Here is a 19966-nt window from a genome sequence, read left to right as displayed (position 1 = left end):
GGTTCACTTATCAGCAGCCGCCCGGAACGGCGCAACCGTGATCCAGGCTCCCCCTTGGTCCAGGCGGCTCCCCGAAGTTCCGTACGCCCACACCAGGTTCGGGCATTCCTGTGCCCGGCCCGGACGATCTGAGACGGAGACACGGTGACCACCATCGACACCACGGCCATCACGGTCGAGCTGCCCGAATCGTTCGACCCGCGCTGGAGCCGCCTGCCCGGCATCCAGGTCGACGGCCGGCGCATCACCATCGACCCGGCCGAGTATTTCTTCCGCTTCGAGTCGAACACCTGGCTCGTGGCCAACTGGGAGCTGGTCAAAGCCCAGCTCCTCGGCGTGGACGAGACGACCGAGAGCGCGGTCGAGCAGCTCGCGCTCGACTTCATCAAGAACCACGGCGAGTCCACCTCTGACGCCGCTCGCGTCCTGGCCACCGCGTACGAGGTGTACGCCTACCTCTTCCGCGACGAGCACTTGGCCGGTCTCGGACTCCCGCAGATCACCGCTGACCACCTGCGGATGCTCCGCGAGGCCGCCACGCTCATGGCGCTCAACAAGGTCGAACTGGACGGGCACATCTCCAACGTCGGTCCGTGCTGGTTCTTCCCCGCCGCCACCTCCGTCGTCTTCGACCTGAGCGACGAGATGGGAGGGATGCTCGACGAGGTCTACCACGGCGGCTGGTTCAACGAGCACCGCCGGATCGAGTCCATCAAGGCCCACGCCGCGCTCGGTGGACGCCTGGTGCACGGCTGCCAGTCCGTACCGGACCAGACCGGTGGTGTCGTCGCGCCCTACGGCGCCTCGATGGCCGACTTCCGCGACGACCTCGCAGACTTCAAGGCGGGCTGGATCGAGCAGGTCTACGCCCACCGCGTGAACCCCGCCGCGTAACCCACCCCCCCGATCAGGCTCCGGGGCGGGCCGGCCCCCTTACCCGCCCCGGACGCCTCCAACCGACCGGAGCCCCCAATGAGCCCGAACCCCAGCGCCGAACTCCTCGACAACCTGCTCACCGTGACCGGTCAGGCCGCCGCTGTACGGGAGGAGGTGCGCGTGTGGTCCATGTCCGGAGTCGAGCGCGTGACCTTCCCCGACAGCTCCATGGCCATCTTCAAGTACGCCAAGAAGCCGTTCGACAGCGAGGATCAGGCCCTCCGCCTGGCCCACTCCCTCGACGTTCCCGTCCCCCAGGTCCACGCCTCCGCCGTCCTGGGCGGCTGGCTCGGCATGCTCATGGAGGACCTCGGACCGTCCGTGCGCGAGGCCGACGACCTGGACGGCGTCGCCGCAGCCGTGGTCCTGCACGGCACCCGCACGGCTCCTCCCTTGCCCGTCCTGGGCCAGGAGCGGCTGCGCAATCTGCCGGCCCGGGCACTGGAGCACCTCGGACGGCTGCGCAAGGCCGACCGGTGGCAGGACGCCGACGACGTCGAGGACACGCTCGGCAGGATCGCCCAAGCAGCCGAAGCCCGCTCGGCCGGAGCGACGCTGGCGCCGTTCGGCTGGGTGCACTCCGAGTTCCACCCCACCAGCCTCCACATCGGCAAACGCGGGTGGCGACTGCTCGACTTCGCCCGCGCCTTCAGCGGCCCCGGCCTGCTCGACCTCGCCAGCTGGCACGGCACCATCGAGCCCCCGCACCCTGTACGCCTACGCGTGTTCCTGGAGCAGTACGTCACCGCCGGCGGCACCCCCGACGCCCTCGCCCCGCGCGGCGGGCTCACCGCCGAGAACTGGGCCCTGGGCTGGCACCGCACGTGGGCCGTCGAGTGGTTCATGGAGCAGGCCATCCGCTGGATCGACGACCCGGCCACCGATCCCACCTGCATCAAGGTCGTCCGACGCCACCTCAGCGACGTCCTCCACCTCCTGGAGATCTGACGTGCTCGCCCAGGCATCCCCGTGGCACGCCCACGCCCTTCAGCGCACCGCCGCCGGACTCGCCGAACCCCTCGCCATACCCGCCCGGATGGAGTGGACCACGAGACCCGGGCAAGGGCCCGGCGCCGAGATCCTCGGCCCCGACCTGCACGGCAAGCGACTCCTCGAACTCGGCTGCGGCCCCGGTCACAACGCTGCCCACCTCACCATCCGCAACGGCGCACACGTCACCGGCGTCGACTTGGTCGGCCTCCAGGTCCGCCGCGCCCGCTCCCACTACGGACGGCTGAACAACCTCGCCTTCGTCGCCGGCCATGCCCTGCACTACCTGCACGCCTCGGACGAGCAGTTCGACGCGATCTACTCCGTCTTCGGCGCCGTCGGGCTAATCGCCCCCGAACTCCTTCTCCCGGCCATCGCCCAGCGCCTCAAGCCCGGCCGGGTGCTCGCCTTCTCCGTCCCCCACCCACAACGCGGCGGCCGAAGCCCCGCCGCCGACGACAGGCCCCGCCGCGACCACGTCACCCTCCCTGACCGAACCCGGCTCCCCATCGCCCGCTGGGAGTTCGCCACCGACTACTGGGATAAGCACCTCAGCCGGGCGGGCTTCTGGCTCACCGCGTCCCAGGAGTTCCACGACCCCCGCATGGGCCACTGGCCCACCACCTTGCTGATCCGCGCTCGCAGGCTCTGACAGCCATTCGCCCCGGCTTCCCCTGGAGGAACCGATGCGCCCGCCCTACCTGCTCCTCGACATCGACGGCGTCCTCATCCCCTTCCCCGACGCAGACGGCTCGATCCCGACCACCCACTCCCGCCACGACGTCGTTCCTACTGGCCGCAACGCCGACAACCTGGTCACCGTCTGGCTCGACCCCGCCCATGGCCCCATGCTCATGGACGTGATCCGTACGGGGCTCGTCACCCCGGTCTGGTGCACGAGCTGGCGGCAGGACGCCACCACCCTGATCGGACCGCTTCTCGACCTCCCGCCTCTGCCGCACGTCGACCTGCCGCATCCGCAGATCACCACCAGCCACCCCAACGGCTACCTGTGGAAACGCGACCATGTCGACGCCTGGCTAGACGATGCCCCCGCGGTCTGGATCGACGACGACTTCACCGCCCTCGACCACTCCTGGGCCGCAGAGCGCACCGCCCGCGGCGCGGCGACCCGCCTGATCCAACCTGACCCCCGTACCGGGCTCCAAGCAGAGCACCTGATCGAGGCCCGGACGTGGGTAGGGCGGCTGCTCACTGCGCGGACTACTGCACCCGCTGCTCCGAACGAAACCGAAGCAGCCTGACGCGAACCCGGGGGCAAAGGGCCGATGCCCCCGCCGCGACGTGGCGAGGGCATCTGGCCGGGTCAGCGGTGCCGACCGCGTTCTTCGGGCCTCATGGCCATTGGTGACGTGGCCGGAGGATGCAATGTGGCAGCTGCGGATGAGGCGCCGCTGGTGGTGCGTCGTCCGCGAGCGGCTTGCGCCCGCTTGTTCGGTTGAGCGGTGATGCGCCAGTTGAGGACCTCGGCGGGGTGCTCGACGCTGTCGAGCTCTCGCTCGGAGCCCACCTCCGCCAGAAGGCGTCGGGGAGTGTGGCCGGCGGTCTCGGCGCGAGCGAGGGTTGTGGTGAGGGCGGTCCAAGCGGGGTCGGCGAGGATCCGGTGGGCGTGGTCGGGGAGGGCCACGCGAACGTCCTGCTCGAAGCGGCGGGCGGTCGCGGCTCGCGGTGCGCGGTCGGCCAAGTCCGCCAAGACGGGTGCCACGGCCTGCTGGTAGCCCACCTGAAGGTGGCGGAAGGCTTCTTCGGCCGCAGCGGCCTGCTGCTCGTGGCCGCGCTGCTCGTGCCACTTGGCGGCGGCGCGGGCCAGATGCACGGTGGCGAAGAGCAGGGCGATGGCGAGCCCGCCCGGCTCGCTGGAGGCGTAGGCGAGTTCCTTGGCTGCCTTGCGCAAGGCGATGGCGCCTTGGTGGTCGGCGCGGATGGCGGAGCGGCGGGCGCGGTTGAACGCTGCAGCCGCCGCCCGCAGTTCTGCCCAGTGTGGGCCGGTCGTGGCGCTGGCGATGTTGTACAGGGCATCGCCGAAGGCGGCCAGGTAGCCCTGGGCGGCGGCATCGTCACCGGAGTCGAGGACGGTGCGTGCCGTGTGTATGGCGGTGGTGGTGTGCCTCCATGGCTCGGCAGGGTCCGCCACATACTGCGGGCGGTCGGCCACTTCCTGGTTGGGGAGGCGTTCCCGTAGCCGGTTGATGGAGAGGTCGGGGGCGAGTTTTGAGCCTCCGTACCAGACGGGTTCGCCCACCGCGTTGGTGTCGCCGGGTGCGGCGAGGCTGTAGCCGATCACGTCACCGGTCTCGGGTCCGAGGCGGGTCTTGACCTTGATGCCGAGGGACTGGAGCACGGTGAAGTAGTCGGCTTCCTTGTGTACGGCGGCAGCGACCGCGTACGCCTGCTCGCGCAGCCACTGCCGTGCCGTGACCGCCTGGCTGGCGCTCGGCCTTGGCGCGTTCGGCGCTGGTGGGGGTGCGAGGAGCGGTGAGGTCACCGGACTTCAGACGGCGCAGGCCGAATTCGGCTTCGATCTTGCGGCATTCGACTTGGGCTCGCTGTCCGTCGCGGTGGGTGCGCGGGCGCCGCCCGTCGGCGCGGACGGTGGTGGCCATGATGTGGATGTGGTCGTCGGCGTGGCGCACCGCGATCCACCGGCATGCCTTCTCGTCGCCTTCGGGGGCGATGCCGACGGTGTGAACGATGCGGCGCGCGACCTCGGCCCACTCGGCGTCGGTGAGGTAGCGGTCGCCGGGCGCGGTACGGACCGGACAGTGCCAGACATGCTGAGGTGGTTTCTTGCCACCCAGCTCGCGGGTGCGTAGGTCGACGTGGTGGTCGAGGCGCTTGGCGAGCTGGGAGTAGGTGGCCGCCGGGTCGCGGCCGGGGTCAGGGGCGCCGGCCATGTCCCAGGCGGCGACGATATGAGAGTCCGTGTGTTCGTCGCGTCGGCCGGGGCCGAAGAGGTAGACGATCAGTCCGCGGGAGTCGGAACCGGTGGAGACGTCAGGCACCATGAGCGGTGCCCTCTGCCAGAAGCTGGTCGATCAGTCGGTAGCTCTTCTCGGCTGATTGCTCGACGCGGTCCAGCACGGCCTCGGCACGCTCGGGCACCGTTCCTCGGTGGATGGCTGCGGTGATCTGGTTGAGGTTGCCGCCGATGCGGTTCAGCGCGACCGTGTGTGCCTCGACGGCCTCGATCAGCGGGCGGAGTGGATCGTCCTCCGGGCTGCCAACCAGCCCCGCCTTGCCAAGGGCGACGGCGAGGGCGGCGTCCCCGACGAATCCGGCGAACTTCTGCCCGCGCTGGTGAGCGGCGGCGCTGATCACGCGGACCGCGGTCCGCGTGAAGCGGATGGTCTTCTCCTGGTCGCGCTTTTCAACCGTGCGCTTGCGGTTCATCAGCGCGGGCAGGACGGGGGCGTCGAGATCCCGCCAGGAGGGCTGCTCGACGGGCGGTTGGACTTCGGCGGGCGGCTGAGTGATCGGGGCGACGGAATCTGCTGCGGGCAGGCAGCCGATCTCGGCTATGCCCTCCTCCGGCTCGTGCGCCCCCTGGCGCTCGGCCTTCTCCTCCGCCACCCCTGGGGCGGGGGCAAGCGCGGACGAAGCCTCGTTAGAGGCTCGTTCGCTCCAGCTTGCTGCTGATCGACGGGTCAGGCCGAAGAATCCCTTGCGGCGGCGGGTGGGGGCGTTGTCGGTGCTCGTTTCGGACATGGTGGCGCTCCGGTGGTCGTGTGCGGTTGGGCTTCGTCACGTCCGTTGCATCCGTCCCGTAGCTGGTCAGGACAGGTACGGAGGCGCTCGCAGGTACGGAGTGATCCGTATCGGCAAGGAACTCCGTCCCCGCGCTGACCTGCGCGGGGACGGATGCGACGGATTGATACGGAGCTGTGTCAGCGAGTGGGCCTGGGGCCGGCAGGCCCACTGGGCGGGCCGATGGGCAGCGTCCCGGACGGAGGGACAGGCGGCTTGCCGTGGGTTGGCCGTGCGAGCGCGGCCTCGTCGGCTGTGGGGGCCGGCTGGGCAGGGGCAGGGCAGTAGCGAGCCCAGGCGTCGAAGAACTGGTTACGGGCGTACGCCTTGGCCTGCCTGCCGTTCTCGAAACGGTGGTTGGCCGGGCTGATGCCGAAGTCGCGCAGCAGGTTGGCCAGGTGGTAGGCGTTCAGACCCTTGGTCCCGTACTCGGCCCACGGCCCCTCGGCGTCCTGGACGAGGGCGGCGAGCAGGTCCTGGCTGCGCAGAGCCTCCTTGTTGCCCTCTTGCTCGAACACGCGGCGGACGTCGCGCAGCAGCCGCGTCTTCAGCGTCGTCTGCTCGTCCTGGACCACCTCGTTGCGCGTCATCGCCAGGCAGGCGGCACGGGCCCGCGAGGGCCAGTGACCGCCGGCCAGGTCGGCAACGATCACCAGCGGCTCCCAGGTGTCGGCGGCGCGATCCTCGACCGGCATCTTCGGAACCAAGCCCGCGGCGGTGCTCCGCAGCGGGGCCAGCCAGGCGGCCAGCCGGTCGCTCAGAGCGTGCAGTTCGGGCAGCGAGTACCGCGAGCGGAACGGGGTGATCCGCTCGCCCGGCTTGCGTTTCTGCATGCGGATGACGACCGCCCGGTCCGTGATCGTGTCCGGTAGGTTGCCGATCCCGGCGAGCGCGGCCATGGCGAAGGTGGGAAAGGCCGTCGGCTTGTGCTCTGGCCCAGAGATCCGCCAGGCGGGTCGGTTGCGCTGGTGCCCGGCGTTCAGCAGACCGCGCAGGTCCTCCTTGTCGCCGGCCTTGGGGCCGAAGATGGTGTCGGCCTCGTCCACCAGCAGCGTCGGTGGGTTCTTGCCGATGACACGGAAGACCACCGCGGGCGACGTGTTCACCGTCATCATCGGCTGATGCACGGTCTCGTGGAGCACGTCCAGAACACGGGACTTGCCGCACCCCTTGGTCGGCCCCATCACCGCCAGACGAGGCGCGTGCTGGAGGGCCGGCTGGATGTGGGAGGCCGCCACCCACAGCGTGACCGCCGTCAGGGCCTCGTCACTCGGCAGCACCACGTACCGACCAATAGCCGCATGTAGGTCATCCAGCAGCGCGGCTCCGTCGTCGGTCGTCTCATCGCTCGTGCCAGCGCGGTCCCCGGTCCCCGATCCGCCGTCGGGGACAACGGTCCCCGCAGATGCGTGGGGACCGTTGCCCTCGCCACCGGCTCGAAGCACGGCGTGCTCGCCCGGGATTCGGGGACCGGGTTCGGGGACCCGCGGACCGACAGTCTCCGCCCGGTCCCCGGCTTCCGCTCCTGCGGGACCGGCCTCCAAGGCACTGACCTGCATATGTTCCGCGCTGGGGGAGTTTCGGTCCCCGGCCGGAACACCCGTCGAAGCAGGGGACCGTGACTCCGTTCGGTCCCCGCTTCGGTCCCCCTTGCGCCAGGGGATGCCCTGGCCGGGGACCGCGATGGCGGGCCAGACAACCTCGGAGGGTGCTTTCGAGGTGGCGGGGGACGTAGGGTCCTCCATAGACGTTCCTCTCAGGTGAGGGGCGAGACGGGCAAAGTCCCGCCCCTCACCGGTTCGTTCGTTCAGGGATGGGCGACGTGCAGGGGAATCTCCGGCCCTCGGCGTTGGCGCGCCGGGGGCCGTTGCTGTGTCCGGGGCTGTCGGCGGCTCACGCAGCCAGACCCCACTCGTTCTGGCCGTCGATCAGCATGCGCTCGTAGCGCAGCAGCTCGACCTCGGGGTACAGCACCCGCTTGCCGACCTTGACGCCGCGCGGCCCCTTCTTGATGTGGCGCCAGTAGCGGACAGTGCTCTCGGCTGTGCGGTAGCGCTCGGCGACCTCGGCGGTGGTCAGATATCGCATGCATTCCCATTCGGCTAGGCAGTGATTCGATCTGCATAGAGTTGTACCCCAGGATCGGCGGTTACCCAAATCGGGAAGCTCATGTTTCAATTGGGATAGCGACGGTGACGATGGAGGTTCGATGGCAGGCGACAGGCCCGACGGCAGCGAGGTGCCGCTTCTCTACAGCGAAGGGAACGTGGCCGCGCGCGTGGCCCTAGAGCGCGAGGTCAGAGGGTGGAGCACGACCGAGCTGGCCGAGCGGGTGACCAGGGCTGGCGTCAAGCTGAACCAGACAGCGGTCTGGCGCATCGAGAACGGCACGCCTCGCCGGCGCATCAACCTCGACGAGGCCCTCGCCTTTACGCGGGTCTTCGAACTCCCCCTCGAAGAACTCATGTCACCGCCCCTGGAGGGCCTCGACATCGACAGTCGACGGCTCGTCCAAGAAGCCGTCGAGGCGTTCTACGAGGCCCGAGACGCGCGCGACCGTCTACACCACGCAGTGGTCGCCATCGCAGACCACATCAAAGCTCGCCCCGACAGCTCGCGGGCGATCCACGAGCAGTGTCTCCGCCTCATGGGCGACGAGCGGGACGCTCGCACCCTCACCAGTGACATCGAGGACGGCGGCTACTACTGACAACCGACACGAAGGAGAAGCCACTTGGCCAACATCCAGAAGCGCCCCAACGGCAAATGGCGGGCCCGCTACCGCGACCTCGACGGCAAGGAGCACGCGCGCCATTTCGATCGCAAGATCGACGCTCAGCGGTGGCTCGACGAGGTCACGGCCAGCGTGGTCACGGGGCAGTACGTCGACCCGCGGTCGGCGAAGAAGCCCTTCAAGGAGTACGCGGAGGAATGGCGGGCCATCCAGCCGCACCGGCCTTCTACAGCCAAGGCGGTGGCCCAGCACCTGCGCTGCTATGTCTACCCGACCTGGGAGAAGCGGGCGCTCGGCGCCATCAAGCCCGGCGACGTACAGAGCTGGGTCACCAGCCTGACCGCCACGCACGGGCTGGCCGCCAGCACCTCACGCACGGTCTTCAACACGGTCAACGCCGTCTTCCGGGCGGCCGTCCGTGACCGGATGATCCCTCACAACCCGTGCGCCGAGGCGAAGCTGCCGTCGGTACCACGGAAGAAGGTCGTGCCGCTGGCCGTCGAGCAGGTGCGGTCGCTGTCCGAGGAGATACCCGCCCGATACAAGGGCCTCGTGCTGCTCGGCGCGGCCACCGGGCTCCGCCCCGGCGAGCTCTTCGGCCTCCAACTCCGGCACGTGGACCTGCTGCACGCGACCGTCTCGGTCGAGCAGCAGATCCAGCAGGCCGCCAAGCATGGGGTGTACGTCGGACCGCCGAAGACCGCGCGCTCACACCGCACGGTTCCGCTCCCCCGCATGGCAGTGGATGCGATGAAGGCCCACCTGCGGGACTTCCCCGCCGATGGGCCCGAGAGCTGGATCTTCACGGCGCCGCAAGGCGGGCCTGTGGTCTACACGCACTTCATGGACGGGTCCTGGCGGCCCGCCTGCGCGAAGGCCGGCATACCGAAGGGCACCGGACCCCACGCCCTCCGGCACCACTACGCCAGCCTGCTGATCAAGCACGGCGAGTCCGTGAAGACGGTCTCCGAGCGTCTCGGCCACACCAACGCGGCCATGACGCTGAACATCTACACCCACCTGTGGCCCGACTCCGAGGAGCGGACCCGGGCCGCCGTCGACAAGGCGTACGCGGACCAGTCCGCCCATGCCCAGCCACAGGTCGACGAAGCGGCGTAACCGCTCCCCCGCGTGCCGGACTTATCCAGCACGCTGCGGACTCTGTGCGGACCGCAAAGGCCGCCCAACCCGCTCCGCCGCAGGTCAGACGGCCATTCGCCGGACGTCTTAGACGTTGAACCGGAACTCCACCACATCCCCGTCCTGCATCACATAGTCCTTGCCCTCCATGCGCGCCTTGCCGGCGGCGCGGGCTTCGGCTACGGAGCCGGTTTCTACGAGGTCGGCGAAGGAGATGACCTCGGCCTTGATGAAGCCCTTTTGGAAGTCGGTGTGGATAACGCCCGCCGCCTCGGGGGCCGAGGCGCCCTTCTTGATGGTCCAGGCGCGGGTTTCCTTGGGGCCGGCCGTCAGGTAGGTCTGGAGGCCGAGGGTGTTGAAGCCGACGTGGGCGAGGGTGGCGAGGCCGGGCTCTTCCTGGCCGACGGACTGGAGGAGTTCGAGGGCCTCGTCCTCGTCCAGCTCGGCGAGGTCGGCCTCCAGCTTGGCGTTCAGGAAGATCGCCTCGGCGGGGGCGACCAGGGCGCGCTGCTCGTTCTTGAAGTCCTCGTCGGTCAGCTCGTCCTCGTCGACGTTGAAGACGTAGAGGAAGGGCTTGGTGGTGAGGAGGTGGAGGTCGTGGAGGAGCTCCTCCTTGCCCGAGCCCTGGACGATGCCCTGGGAGAAGAGGGTGTCGCCCTTCTCCAGGATCTCCTTGGCCGCCTCGACCGCCGCGACCTTCGGGGCCACGTCCTTCTTGATCCGCGACTCCTTCTGAAGGCGCGGCAGCACCTTCTCGATGGTCTGGAGGTCGGCGAGGATCAGCTCGGTGTTGATGGTCTCGATGTCGTCCTTGGGCGAGACCTTGCCGTCGACGTGGACGACGTTCTCGTCCTTGAAGGCGCGGATGACCTGGCAGATCGCATCGGACTCGCGGATGTTCGCGAGGAACTTGTTGCCCAGGCCCTCGCCCTCGGAGGCGCCGCGGACGATGCCCGCGATGTCGACGAAGTCGACGGTGGCCGGGAGGATCTTCTGGGAGGCGAAGATCTCGGCGAGCTTGGCCAGGCGCGGGTCGGGGACGCCGACGACGCCGACGTTCGGCTCGATGGTGGCGAACGGGTAGTTGGCCGCCAGCACGTCGTTCTTGGTCAGGGCATTGAACATGGTCGACTTGCCGACATTCGGCAGACCGACGATTCCGATCGTGAGCGACACGTGGCGACTCGACTTCCGAGCGAGGTGGTGGGGTGGGCACGGCCCCGGGAGGGCCGATCCACCAGTCTACGGGGCGGCGGCGGCCGAGCGGCCGCCACCGGGAGCGCCCGGCCGCCGGCCCGTAACGAACTCGGCCGCAAGCTCGGCGAAAGCGCGTGTCCCGCGACCGGTTAATACCACTTAGCGGCCTACCGTGGCCGGGTGGAGCAACACGAAGCGCGCACGCCCCAGCACATCCCGCCGCGGTCCGGACGGCCGCCCGCGGGCCAGGACGCCCGGCTCCCGCGCCCCGCGGAGGCCGTGACCCCCGATCCCGACGACGCCTTTCTCTCCGCGATGCGGGCCTCCGGGTTCGCGTCCGTACCGGTCTCCGCGACGGCCGCCGTGCACGCCCCGCCGCGCGGCCCCGCGCCCGCCGGGGCCCTCCGGGCGCCCGCCCGTCCGGCGGCCTCCGCGGCCCCCGGGCACTCCGCGACCCCGCCGGCGGGCCCGGAATCCTCCGCCGTCTACCGTGCCGGGTCCCGGCCCCCGGCCGCCGCCCCGGCGGACGGCCCGCGGCGCCGGATGCCGGCCGCCAAGCTGACCGGTCTCGGCTGCTGGCTGCTGGCGACGCTGGCGCTGCTGGCGTTCGCCCTCGTGGACCGGCTGCTGTTCGGCGGCGCACCGACCGCGTACGGCGTCTGCTACCTGCTGGTGGGCATCGGTGCGGCGCTGTGGATCAGGCCGTACGACCTGATCTGTGCGCCGGTCACCCTGCCGATCGCCTTCGCGCTCGGTGCGCTGCCGATCCAGCACGGCGGGGACGGGTTCGAGGGGCTGCTGATGGGCCTCTTCACCGTCCTCGCGCTGAACGCGGGCTGGCTCTACGCGGGCACGCTGGTCTGCGCGCTGCTCGCGATCCTCCGGCGGGCGCTGCTCATCGCCCGGCGTCGGGCCAGCCGACCGGTGAGTCGACCGCAGAGCGGACCGCGCGGGCAGCGGAACCGGCCGCCGTCGCGGGCTGCCGACCGGCCCCGGCCGCGGCCCGGGAACCGGCCGCGGCAGGTGGCTCGCCAGCCCGAGCGGCGTGCGCAGCCATCGCGGCCCCCACAATCCCCGCATTGTTCTGAAGCTGAGCCGGCACGATCTCGGCCCTGATGCCCTCGATCAGCGGCAGGAACTTCTCCGCCTTACGGCTCACCCCGCCGCCGATCACGAACAGCTCGGGCGAGAAGAGCATCTCCACATGGGCGAGGTACTTCTGGACCCGGTGCGCCCAGTGCTGCCAGCTCAGCCCCTCGTCCTCCTTGGCCTTGGTGGAGGCGCGCTTCTCGGCGTCATGGCCGTGCAGCTCCAGATGGCCGAGCTCGGTGTTGGGCACGAGGCGGCCGTCGGTGAAGACCGCGCTGCCGATGCCGGTGCCGAGGGTGAGCACGATGACCGTGCCGGGCCGGTCGCGGCCCGCGCCGTAGCGCATCTCGGCCAGGCCGGCCGCGTCCGCGTCGTTGAGCAGGGTGACCGGGCGGGCGGCGGACTCGCCGCCCAGCCGGCCGGTGAGCAGGGCGTCGGCATCGAGACCGATCCAGCCCTGGTCGACATTGGCGGCGGTACGGGTCGTACCGTCGGTGACCACTCCGGGGAAGGTCGCACCGACCGGCCCCGTCCACCCGAAGTGGTCCACGACCTCCTTGACGCAGTCCGCGACCCCTTCCGGGGTGGCCGGGTGCGGGGTCAGTACCTTGTAGCGCTCCTCGGCGAGATCGCCGCGCGCCAGATCCACCGGGGCACCCTTGATGCCCGATCCGCCGATGTCCACACCGAAGACCTTCATGGGAAAAGGCTAGGCGCCGACGGGGCGGCTCGCCCCCGGGATGAGGCGACTCATGGCCCGGATGGCGAACCGGTCAGCGGCGGGGTCAGTCCTCGGTGGCCGCCTTGGCCTCGGCGCGCAGGTCGCGGCGGAGCTCCTTGGGCAGCGAGAAGTGGATGGACTCCTCGGCGGCCGTGAGGGTCTCGACGTCCTCGTAGCCGCGCGCGGCGAGCCAGTCCAGGACACCGTGGACGAGGATGTCGGGGACGGAGGCGCCGGAGGTGACGCCGACCGTGCCGACCCCCTCCAGCCAGGCCTCGTCGATCTCGTCGGCGTAGTCGACCAGATGGGCGTCGCGGGCGCCGGCGCCCAGCGCCACCTCGACGAGGCGCACGGAGTTCGAGGAGTTCTTGGAGCCGACGACGATGACCAGATCGGCCTCGGCGCCCATCTGCTTCACCGCGATCTGACGGTTCTGGGTGGCGTAGCAGATGTCGTCGCTGGGCGGCGAGAGGAGGTTGGGGTAGCGGCCCTTGAGGGCGTCCACCGTCTCCATGGTCTCGTCGACCGAGAGGGTGGTCTGGGAGAGCCAGACGACCTTGTCCGGGTCGCGGACCTCGACGTTCTCGACGTCCTTCGGGCCGTCGACGAGGGTGATGTGCTCGGGCGCCTCCCCGCTGGTGCCGATGACCTCTTCGTGGCCCTCGTGGCCGATCAGGAGGATGTCGTAGTCCTCGTTGGCGTAGCGGACCGCTTCCTTGTGGACCTTGGTGACCAGCGGGCAGGTCGCGTCGATGGTGGCGAGCTTGCCGCGCTTGGCCTCTTCGTGGACGGCCGGGGCGACGCCGTGCGCCGAGAAGATGACGATGTTGCCCTCGGGCACCTCTTCCGTCTCCTCGACGAAGATGGCGCCCTTCTTCTCAAGGGTCTTCACGACGTACTTGTTGTGCACGATCTCGTGGCGTACGTAGACGGGCGCGCCGTACTGCTCGATGGCCTTCTCGACGGCGATGACGGCGCGGTCCACGCCCGCGCAGTAGCCACGCGGGGCGGCGAGCAGGACCCTGCGGCGCGAAGCGGCTTCGCCCGGGGTGGTGGCGGGAGTCGGGCTGGGCGAGGAAGTCATGCGTCCCATCGTAAGGGCGCGCCCCCGGCCCCGAAGATCGGCCGCTGGCCCAGACTGAGGGCGGCAGGCAGCGAGGAGGCACGGATGCCGGGCACGAGCGGCAGCGGAGCGGGCGGCGCGGCGGACGGCGCCGCCGGTGGGGGCGCGGACGCCGGGGCTCCCGGTGGGCTGCGGCGGACGCTGACCTTCCGGGATCTGCTCGTCTACGGCCTGCTGTTCATCGCCCCGATGGCGCCGGTCGGGATTTTCGGCACGCTCCAGGCCAGGTCGCACGGTGCGGTGACGGTCGTCTACCTGGTCGCGACCGTCGCGATGGCGTGCACCGCCTCCTCGTACGCCCAGATGGTGCGGGTGGCCCCGCGGGCCGGGTCGGTCTACGCGTACGCCCGGGCGGGGCTGGGCGAGGGTGCGGGGTTCGTCGCCGGATGGATGGCGATGCTGGACTATCTGCTGATTCCGGCGGTGGCGTATCTGTTCTCCGGGATCGCGCTGCACGCACTGGTGCCGGCCGTGCACCCGTGGGTGTGGACGGCGCTGGCGGTGGTGGTGACGACGCTGCTGAATCTGGCGGGTGTACGGACCGCGGCCCGGGTCGGGTTCGCGGTGCTGGCGATGGAGATCGTGGTGCTCGCGGTGTTCGTGGTGTCGGCGGTCGTGGTGCTGATCGTGCACGGGGCGCAGCGTGGGTGGGCCGCGCCGCTGACCGGGGAGGGCGGCTTCTCGGCGGGGGCGGTGCTGTCGGCGGTGTCGGTGGCGGTGCTGTCCTATCTGGGCTTCGATGCGATCGCCTCGTTCGCGGAGGAGGCCGGGGGCGGGGCGGACCGGGTGGCGCGGGCGCTGCTCACCTGCCTGGTGGTGGCGGGGGTGCTGTTCGCGGTGCAGACGTATCTGGCGGCGCTGCTGATGCCGATGAGCGCCGCGGATCTCGCGGCCCGGCCTGCCGAGCAGGGCACGGCGTTCTACACGACGGTCGACTCGGCGGTGGGCGGGTGGCTGCACGCTCTGGTGGCGGTGAGCAAGGCGGTCGGCGCGGCGTTCGCGGCGCTGGCGGGGCAGGCCGCGGCCGGACGCCTGCTGTTCGCGATGGCCCGGGACCGGCGGCTGCCGGGGGCGATGTCGAAGGTGGACGCGGCCAGCGGGGCGCCGCGCCGGGCGCTGCTGGGGGCGGCCCTGGTGACGCTGGTGGCGGCGGTGGGCGCGGCCCGCCGGGACGACGGGCTCGACCAGCTGTCGTCGATCGTGAACGTGGGCGCGTTGACGGCGTTCGGACTGCTGCACGCCTCGGTGCTCGGCTGGTTCTGGATCCGGGGGCGGCGGGGGGATCGCGGGAGGGGGCGGAGCCGGGCGCCCGGAGCCGGGGCGCCGAGTGTGCTGTGGCATGCGGTGGTGCCGTTGCTGGGGCTGGCGGTGGTGATCGCGGTGGTCGTCGAGGCGTCCGCCACGGCGCAGCTCGTGGGCGGGGTCTGGCTGGTGGCGGGGCTCGTGGTGCTGGCGGTGCAGTACGGGGGGCGGGCGCGGGCGGGTGGGGCGCGGGGGTGACGGGGGCCGAGCGCCGAGGTGGGAGTGGCGGGCGGTGAGCTGCGGCAGGCGGCCGGGCGCGGGCAGGCGGCGGGCCGGGCGCCGCCGAACGCCCGCCGGACGCCGGCCGGACGCCGGGCCGCATGCAAGCCCGGCCCCGGGCCCTGCTCCCACGCTCCCCGGCAGCTCCCCGGCAGCTCCCGCCCGGCCACCGACCGCGCGGCCGCCGCCACTGTCAGTGCCCGCCGCTACTCTCGCTCGTATGGCTGTTTCTACGTCCCCGGAAACGCCGATCCCGGTCGGCGAGGTGTCCCGGCTCATCGGCGGCTGGATCGAGCGGCTCGGCGCGGTGTGGGTCGAGGGGCAGATCACCCAGCTCTCGCGGCGGCCCGGCGCGGGGGTGGTGTTTCTGACGCTGCGTGACCCGTCGTACGACATCTCGGTGAGCGTGACGTGCTACCGCCAGGTCTTCGACAAGGTCGCCGAGGTGGTCAGCGAGGGCGCCCGGGTGGTGGTGCACGCGAAACCGGAGTGGTACGCCCCGCGCGGTCAGCTGTCGCTGCGGGCCGCCGAGATCAAGCCGGTCGGCGTCGGTGAACTCCTCGCCCGGCTGGAGCAGTTGAAGAAGTCGCTGGCGGCGGAGGGCCTGTTCGCGGCCGACCGCAAGAAGCCGCTGCCGTTCCTGCCGCAGCTGATCGGCCTGGTCTGCGGCCGGGCCAGCGCCGCGGAGCGGGACGTATTGGAGAACGCCCGGCATCGCTGGCCGGCCGTCCGCTTCGCGGTGCGCAATGTGCCGGTGCAGGGGGTGCATGCGGTCCCGCAGGTGGTCGCGGCGGTCCAGGAGCTCGATGCGCTGCCCGAGGTGGACGTGATCATCGTGGCCCGGGGCGGCGGCAGTGTGGAGGATCTGCTGCCGTTCTCCGATGAACAGCTCGTACGGGCCGTGGGCGCGGCCGTGACCCCTGTCGTCTCGGCGATCGGCCATGAGCCGGACAGCCCGCTGCTGGATCTGGTCGCCGACCTGCGCGCCTCGACGCCGACGGACGCCGCGAAGAAGGTGGTGCCCGACGTCGGCGAGGAGCTGGCCCGGGTCCAGCAGCTGCGGGAGCGGGCGCGGCGGGCGGTCGACGGCTTTGTGCAGCGGGAGGAGCGGGGGCTGGCGGCGGCGCTGCACCGGCCGTGCATACAGCGCCCGCAGCGGATGGTCGAGGACCGCGAGGAGCAGGTCACGGCCATGCTGGAGCGCGGCCGGCGGACCCTGGGGCATCTGCTGGACCGCGCCGACTCGGAGCTGACGCACACCCTGGCGCGGGTGGTCGCGCTCTCCCCGAAGGCGACGCTGGAGCGCGGCTACGCGGTCCTCCAGAGGCCGGACGGGACGGCGGTGCGCTCGCCGCAGGAGGTCGAGCCGGACGACGCCTTGCGGGCCCGGGTGGCCGAGGGCGAGTTCCGGGTGCGGGTGGACGGCGCCCCGGGCGCTGCCACGGCCGCCGAATAGTGCACGGACGGACTCTTAGGGTGGGAGACATGGCGAAGGCGAAGACGGACGACGCGGCGGACGCGGAGCAGGGTGCGGCGGCCGGGGTGGCGCAGGTGCCCCCGGTGGACTCCACACTCGGCTATGAGCAGGCGCGGGACGAGCTGATCGAGGTCGTCCGCAGCCTGGAGGCGGGCGGCACGACGCTGGAGGAGTCGCTCGCGCTGTGGGAGCGCGGCGAGGCGCTGGCGAAGGTCTGCCGCCGCTGGCTGGACGGCGCCCGGGCGCGGCTGGACGCGGCGCTGGCGGAGGACGAGGGCGGAGCCGAGCGCGCCTAGGCCCTGTCGTCAAACTCCCGCCTGCCCCGCGACGCCTGGCACGCACGCTCGCTGCGTTGTCGGATCGTCCACGTAGACCCACTACGAGGACGACCCTCCGCCTTGCGAGCGCACGCACCAGACGCCGCGGGACCTGCCCTTCGGGCAGACGACGGGAGTTTGACGACAGGGCCTAGAGCCGGAGCCACCAAACGGGACCTGAGGGCCGGCCGCAGCGGACGGCCGGAACCCCGGAACGACGCCGGTCCGCCCCTGTGAACCCACTCACAGCGATCCCGCCCACAGTGACCCCACTCACAGAGATCCATTTTTAGTTGAAACTTAACATATCTCGTTTACAGTGGTAGCCGTAGCTCCCTGCCACGGAACCGCACCACCGCGGCGCCCGCAGGGCCGCCGAACCGAACCCCCCACCCGACTCACCGAGGTGCCCTTTATGTCTCTCGCCCTTGACGCCGCCGCTCAGGACCTCCTGTTCCGTGGGGCCCAGACCGCCAACACGTTCACGGACGAGCCGGTGACGGACGAGCAGATCCAGGCCGTCTACGACCTGGTGAAGTACGGACCGACCGCCTTCAACCAGACGCCGCTGCGGATCACCCTGGTCCGTTCCCAGGAGGCCCGTCAGCGCCTGGTCCAGCACGCCATGGGTTCCAATGGCCCGAAGACCCTGAGCGCACCGCTGACCGCCATCCTCTCCGTGGACCTGGACTTCCACGAGAAGCTGCCGACGCTCTTCCCCGCCGCCCCGGGCATCAAGGACGCGTTCTTCTCCGAGGCCGCGTCCCGCGAGGTGGCCGGCACCCAGAACGCCACCCTCCAGGCCGGCTACTTCATCGTCGGCATCCGCGCCGCCGGTCTGGCCGCCGGCCCGATGACCGGCTACGACTTCTCCGGCATCGACAAGGAGTTCTTCGGCGACGGCAAGCAGAAGTCCTTCCTCGTCATCAACATCGGCAAGCCGGGCGCCGACGCCTTCCACCCGCGCTCGCCGCGGCTGGCCTTCGACGAGGCCGTCACCGCCGTCTGAGTCCGCCTGGCGAGCACGCCGGCCCGGACTTCCCGCGCGGGAGTCACTCCATGCAAGAGGCCGCCGCACCCCTCCCGGGTGCGGCGGCCTCAGCGGTATCGCGGCTGCTCAGCCCTTCTTCGCCACCAGCGCGGCGGCCAGATCGGCGAGCCGCCCGTACGGCGCGGTGCCGGTGACGACCGTGGTCACCCCGGACTCCTCACGGACCAGCGCCCGGTACTTGTCGCCCTGGTAGCGGTCCCACTTCTTGCTGCCGACGGCCTGCTTGCCTGCGGCCTTGGCCGCGCCGAGGGTGACGTCCTTGATGAACTTCCGCGGCAGGCCATCGCTCTGCTCGACGGCCGCGTACTCCTGCTCCGGGTCGAGCATGCCCAGATGCCAGGCGCCGCCCTTGCCGTCGTCGCTCGCCTTGTACGAGACGGAGGTGGCGCGCCAGGTCTTGGGCAGCCCCTCGGGCGCGGCGACCGCGTACGGCGCCGTCCGCCGGGCCGTGATCAGTTCCACGCGGTAGTCGACCCGCTTGACCGCGCTCCGCGCCGCGTCCGCGCTCTCGTCGTGCGGGATGAAGATGTAGATCGCCCCGACGAGGATGCCGATCACCGCCAGCGACAGGACCATGTCCCGCACCGTTTGCCTGCCTCGCATACCTGCCACGCCCCTATGGTCCCCTATGGCCGCCGCGGACCCGACAGGCCCCCCGGTCAGGGCTGCGACCTGCGCAAATGCATCGACGCCCGACTCCTCCCGGGGTGCTCATGCGTGGGGCCCTCTGCTCATTTTGGCGAGGTACGGATAAGGTCGGTATCACCCTCATCCTTCACGGCCGTCGCCGTACAGAAAGGTGCGCTCGATGACCGAGCATCATCTCCCGTCCCCACTCGAGGTCAGCCCCGAGGCCCCGGACCGCAACCTCGCCCTGGAGCTCGTCCGGGTGACCGAGGCCGGTGCCATGGCGTCGGGCCGCTGGGTGGGACGGGGTGACAAGAACGGCGCGGACGGCGCGGCGGTCAAGGCCATGCGCGCCCTGATCCACACCGTGTCGATGAACGGCGTCGTGGTCATCGGGGAGGGCGAGAAGGACAACGCCCCGATGCTCTACAACGGCGAGCGCGTCGGCGACGGGACCGGCCCGGAGTGCGACGTGGCCGTGGACCCGGTGGACGGGACGACGCTGACCGCCAAGGGCATGGCGAACGCCGTGTCCGTGATGGCGGTGGCCGAGCGCGGCTCGATGTTCGACCCGTCCGCGGTCTTCTACATGGACAAGCTCGCCACGGGCCCGGAGGCCGCCGACTTCGTCGACATCACGGCCCCGGTGGCCGTGAACATCAAGCGGATCGCCAAGGCGAAGAAGTCCGCGGTCGAGGACGTCACGGTGGTCATCCTGGACCGTCCCCGCCACGACGGACTGGTCAAGGAGGTCCGGGAAGCCGGGGCCCGGATCAAGTTCATCGCCGACGGCGATGTCGCCGGCGCGATCATGGCGGCCCGTGAGGGCACCGGCGTCGACCTGCTGCTGGGCATCGGCGGGACGCCCGAGGGCATCATCGCGGCCTGTGCGCTGAAGTGTCTGGGCGGCGCCTTCCAGGGCGAGCTGTGGCCCAAGGACGACGAGGAGCGCCAGCGCGCGCTGGACGCCGGGCACGACCTGGACAAGGTGCTGGAGATCGACGACCTGGTCCGCGGCGACAACGTCTTCTTCGTCGCCACCGGCATCACCGACGGCGAGCTGCTGCGCGGGGTCCGCTACCGCGCCGAGAACGCCTACACCCAGTCCCTGGTGATGCGTTCCAAGTCCGGCACCATCCGCCAGATCGACTCCCAGCACCGGCTGTCGAAGCTGCGCGCCTACAGCTCGGTGGACTTCGAGCGCCCCAGCTAGCGGCGCCCGGCGGGCCCTGTCCGGCCCGCGCGCGTACACACACTTCGCCCCCGCCGGAGAGTCTC

18 protein-coding genes and 2 pseudogenes are annotated in these 19966 nt (G+C 71.0%); 12 read left to right on the top strand and 8 right to left on the bottom strand.

Annotated elements, in window-relative coordinates; translation table 11 throughout:
• Window positions 1-144: 144 nt before the first annotated feature.
• The 4 genes from CP981_RS25240 to CP981_RS25225 all read left to right on the top strand — a co-directional run bounded on the left by CP981_RS25240 (window position 145) and on the right by CP981_RS25225 (window position 3191).
• Window positions 145-894, top strand: a complete 750-nt coding sequence (locus CP981_RS25240) for a hypothetical protein (RefSeq protein ID WP_085925035.1) — start codon at window positions 145-147, stop codon at window positions 892-894.
• 78 nt (window positions 895-972) lie between these two features.
• Window positions 973-1884, top strand: a complete 912-nt coding sequence (locus CP981_RS25235) for a phosphotransferase family protein (protein WP_085925034.1) — start codon at window positions 973-975, stop codon at window positions 1882-1884.
• 1 nt (window position 1885) lies between these two features.
• Window positions 1886-2578, top strand: a complete 693-nt coding sequence (locus CP981_RS25230; protein ID WP_085925033.1) for a class I SAM-dependent methyltransferase — start codon at window positions 1886-1888, stop codon at window positions 2576-2578.
• 34 nt (window positions 2579-2612) lie between these two features.
• Entirely contained in the window at window positions 2613-3191 is a 579-nt protein-coding gene (locus CP981_RS25225) for an HAD domain-containing protein (RefSeq protein WP_085925032.1), read from the top strand.
• 62 nt (window positions 3192-3253) lie between these two features.
• On the opposite strand, the pseudogene CP981_RS25220 reads toward CP981_RS25225, so the two are convergent.
• From CP981_RS25220 to CP981_RS25205, 4 genes and pseudogenes are all read right to left on the bottom strand, one after another.
• Window positions 3254-4952: pseudogene (locus CP981_RS25220) on the bottom strand (relaxase/mobilization nuclease domain-containing protein).
• Entirely contained in the window at window positions 4942-5517 is a 576-nt protein-coding gene (locus CP981_RS25215) for a MobC domain-containing protein (RefSeq protein ID WP_085925031.1), read from the bottom strand. The pseudogene CP981_RS25220 and the gene CP981_RS25215 overlap by 11 nt, the downstream one beginning before the upstream one ends.
• Before the next feature lie 314 nt (window positions 5518-5831).
• Window positions 5832-7136 carry a DUF3631 domain-containing protein gene (locus tag CP981_RS25210; RefSeq protein ID WP_085925114.1) on the bottom strand — a complete coding sequence of 435 codons (1305 nt, stop codon included), beginning with the start codon at window positions 7134-7136 and terminating at the stop codon, window positions 5832-5834.
• Between the two features lie 448 nt (window positions 7137-7584).
• Window positions 7585-7779, bottom strand: a complete 195-nt coding sequence (locus CP981_RS25205; RefSeq protein WP_085925030.1) for a helix-turn-helix domain-containing protein — start codon at window positions 7777-7779, stop codon at window positions 7585-7587.
• Between the two features lie 121 nt (window positions 7780-7900).
• Here CP981_RS25205 and CP981_RS25200 point away from each other — a divergent pair, with 121 nt between their 5' ends.
• Together CP981_RS25200 and CP981_RS25195 are read left to right on the top strand one after the other, a co-directional pair.
• Window positions 7901-8401, top strand: a complete 501-nt coding sequence (locus tag CP981_RS25200; RefSeq protein ID WP_085925029.1) for a helix-turn-helix transcriptional regulator — start codon at window positions 7901-7903, stop codon at window positions 8399-8401.
• 24 nt (window positions 8402-8425) lie between these two features.
• Window positions 8426-9544: a tyrosine-type recombinase/integrase gene (locus tag CP981_RS25195; protein WP_085925028.1), complete on the top strand. Its 1119-nt coding sequence runs from the start codon at window positions 8426-8428 to the stop codon at window positions 9542-9544.
• A 108-nt stretch (window positions 9545-9652) separates the two neighbouring features.
• On the opposite strand, the gene ychF is transcribed toward CP981_RS25195, so the two are convergent.
• The gene (ychF, locus tag CP981_RS25190) at window positions 9653-10741 is read right to left on the bottom strand and encodes a redox-regulated ATPase YchF (protein ID WP_085925027.1); all 1089 of its coding nucleotides are present in this window, start codon (window positions 10739-10741) and stop codon (window positions 9653-9655) included.
• A gap of 201 nt (window positions 10742-10942) precedes the next feature.
• Here ychF and CP981_RS39400 point away from each other — a divergent pair, with 201 nt between their 5' ends.
• On the top strand, window positions 10943-11878 hold the full coding sequence (locus CP981_RS39400; RefSeq protein WP_244329781.1) for a DUF6542 domain-containing protein: 936 nt from the start codon (window positions 10943-10945) through the stop codon (window positions 11876-11878).
• Here CP981_RS39400 and ppgK read toward each other — a convergent pair.
• Both ppgK and CP981_RS25180 read right to left on the bottom strand, forming a co-directional pair.
• Window positions 11811-12551: pseudogene (gene ppgK / locus CP981_RS25185) on the bottom strand (polyphosphate--glucose phosphotransferase); the annotation flags it as partial. The gene CP981_RS39400 and the pseudogene ppgK sit on opposite strands and share 68 nt — an antisense overlap.
• Window positions 12552-12636: 85 nt before the next feature.
• Window positions 12637-13656 carry a 4-hydroxy-3-methylbut-2-enyl diphosphate reductase gene (locus CP981_RS25180; RefSeq protein WP_085925025.1) on the bottom strand — a complete coding sequence of 340 codons (1020 nt, stop codon included), beginning with the start codon at window positions 13654-13656 and terminating at the stop codon, window positions 12637-12639.
• Window positions 13657-13740: 84 nt separating this feature from the next.
• Between CP981_RS25180 and CP981_RS25175 the strand changes: the two genes are divergently transcribed.
• The 4 genes from CP981_RS25175 to CP981_RS25160 all read left to right on the top strand — a co-directional run bounded on the left by CP981_RS25175 (window position 13741) and on the right by CP981_RS25160 (window position 18019).
• A complete protein-coding gene (locus CP981_RS25175) occupies window positions 13741-15195 on the top strand; it encodes an APC family permease (RefSeq protein WP_150522369.1) in 1455 nt (484 codons plus the stop codon).
• A gap of 241 nt (window positions 15196-15436) precedes the next feature.
• Window positions 15437-16672 (top strand): exodeoxyribonuclease VII large subunit, encoded by a 1236-nt coding sequence (gene xseA / locus CP981_RS25170; protein WP_085926723.1) that lies wholly within the window; start codon window positions 15437-15439, stop codon window positions 16670-16672.
• A 29-nt stretch (window positions 16673-16701) separates the two neighbouring features.
• The gene (locus CP981_RS25165; protein WP_085926724.1) at window positions 16702-16989 is read left to right on the top strand and encodes an exodeoxyribonuclease VII small subunit; all 288 of its coding nucleotides are present in this window, start codon (window positions 16702-16704) and stop codon (window positions 16987-16989) included.
• A gap of 436 nt (window positions 16990-17425) precedes the next feature.
• Window positions 17426-18019 (top strand): malonic semialdehyde reductase, encoded by a 594-nt coding sequence (locus CP981_RS25160; RefSeq protein ID WP_085926725.1) that lies wholly within the window; start codon window positions 17426-17428, stop codon window positions 18017-18019.
• 108 nt (window positions 18020-18127) lie between these two features.
• On the opposite strand, the gene CP981_RS25155 is transcribed toward CP981_RS25160, so the two are convergent.
• Window positions 18128-18664: a DUF4245 domain-containing protein gene (locus tag CP981_RS25155; protein ID WP_085926726.1), complete on the bottom strand. Its 537-nt coding sequence runs from the start codon at window positions 18662-18664 to the stop codon at window positions 18128-18130.
• Window positions 18665-18869: 205 nt separating this feature from the next.
• On the opposite strand from CP981_RS25155, the gene glpX reads away from it, so the two are divergent.
• On the top strand, window positions 18870-19901 hold the full coding sequence (gene glpX / locus CP981_RS25150) for a class II fructose-bisphosphatase (RefSeq protein WP_085926727.1): 1032 nt from the start codon (window positions 18870-18872) through the stop codon (window positions 19899-19901).
• Window positions 19902-19966 lie beyond the last annotated feature (65 nt).

The organism is Streptomyces platensis, from assembly GCF_008704855.1.
Lineage (GTDB): Bacteria > Actinomycetota > Actinomycetes > Streptomycetales > Streptomycetaceae > Streptomyces > Streptomyces platensis.
This window is presented reverse-complemented; position numbering and strand designations above follow the sequence as displayed.

Excerpts from the sequence above, each read along its gene's own strand:
- CP981_RS25235 (WP_085925034.1), top strand. The coding sequence starts at position 973 with ATGAGCCCGAACCCCAGCGCCGAACTCCTCGACAACCTGCTCACCGTG.
- CP981_RS25225 (WP_085925032.1), top strand. The coding sequence starts at position 2,613 with ATGCGCCCGCCCTACCTGCTCCTCGACATCGACGGCGTCCTCATCCCC.
- CP981_RS25205 (WP_085925030.1), bottom strand. The coding sequence starts at position 7,779 with ATGCGATATCTGACCACCGCCGAGGTCGCCGAGCGCTACCGCACAGCC.
- CP981_RS25200 (WP_085925029.1), top strand. The coding sequence starts at position 7,901 with ATGGCAGGCGACAGGCCCGACGGCAGCGAGGTGCCGCTTCTCTACAGC.
- CP981_RS25180 (WP_085925025.1), bottom strand. The coding sequence starts at position 13,656 with ATGACTTCCTCGCCCAGCCCGACTCCCGCCACCACCCCGGGCGAAGCC.
- CP981_RS25175 (WP_150522369.1), top strand. The coding sequence starts at position 13,741 with ATGCCGGGCACGAGCGGCAGCGGAGCGGGCGGCGCGGCGGACGGCGCC.
- xseA (WP_085926723.1), top strand. The coding sequence starts at position 15,437 with ATGGCTGTTTCTACGTCCCCGGAAACGCCGATCCCGGTCGGCGAGGTG.
- CP981_RS25165 (WP_085926724.1), top strand. The coding sequence starts at position 16,702 with ATGGCGAAGGCGAAGACGGACGACGCGGCGGACGCGGAGCAGGGTGCG.
- CP981_RS25160 (WP_085926725.1), top strand. The coding sequence starts at position 17,426 with ATGTCTCTCGCCCTTGACGCCGCCGCTCAGGACCTCCTGTTCCGTGGG.
- CP981_RS25155 (WP_085926726.1), bottom strand. The coding sequence starts at position 18,664 with ATGCGAGGCAGGCAAACGGTGCGGGACATGGTCCTGTCGCTGGCGGTG.
- glpX (WP_085926727.1), top strand. The coding sequence starts at position 18,870 with ATGACCGAGCATCATCTCCCGTCCCCACTCGAGGTCAGCCCCGAGGCC.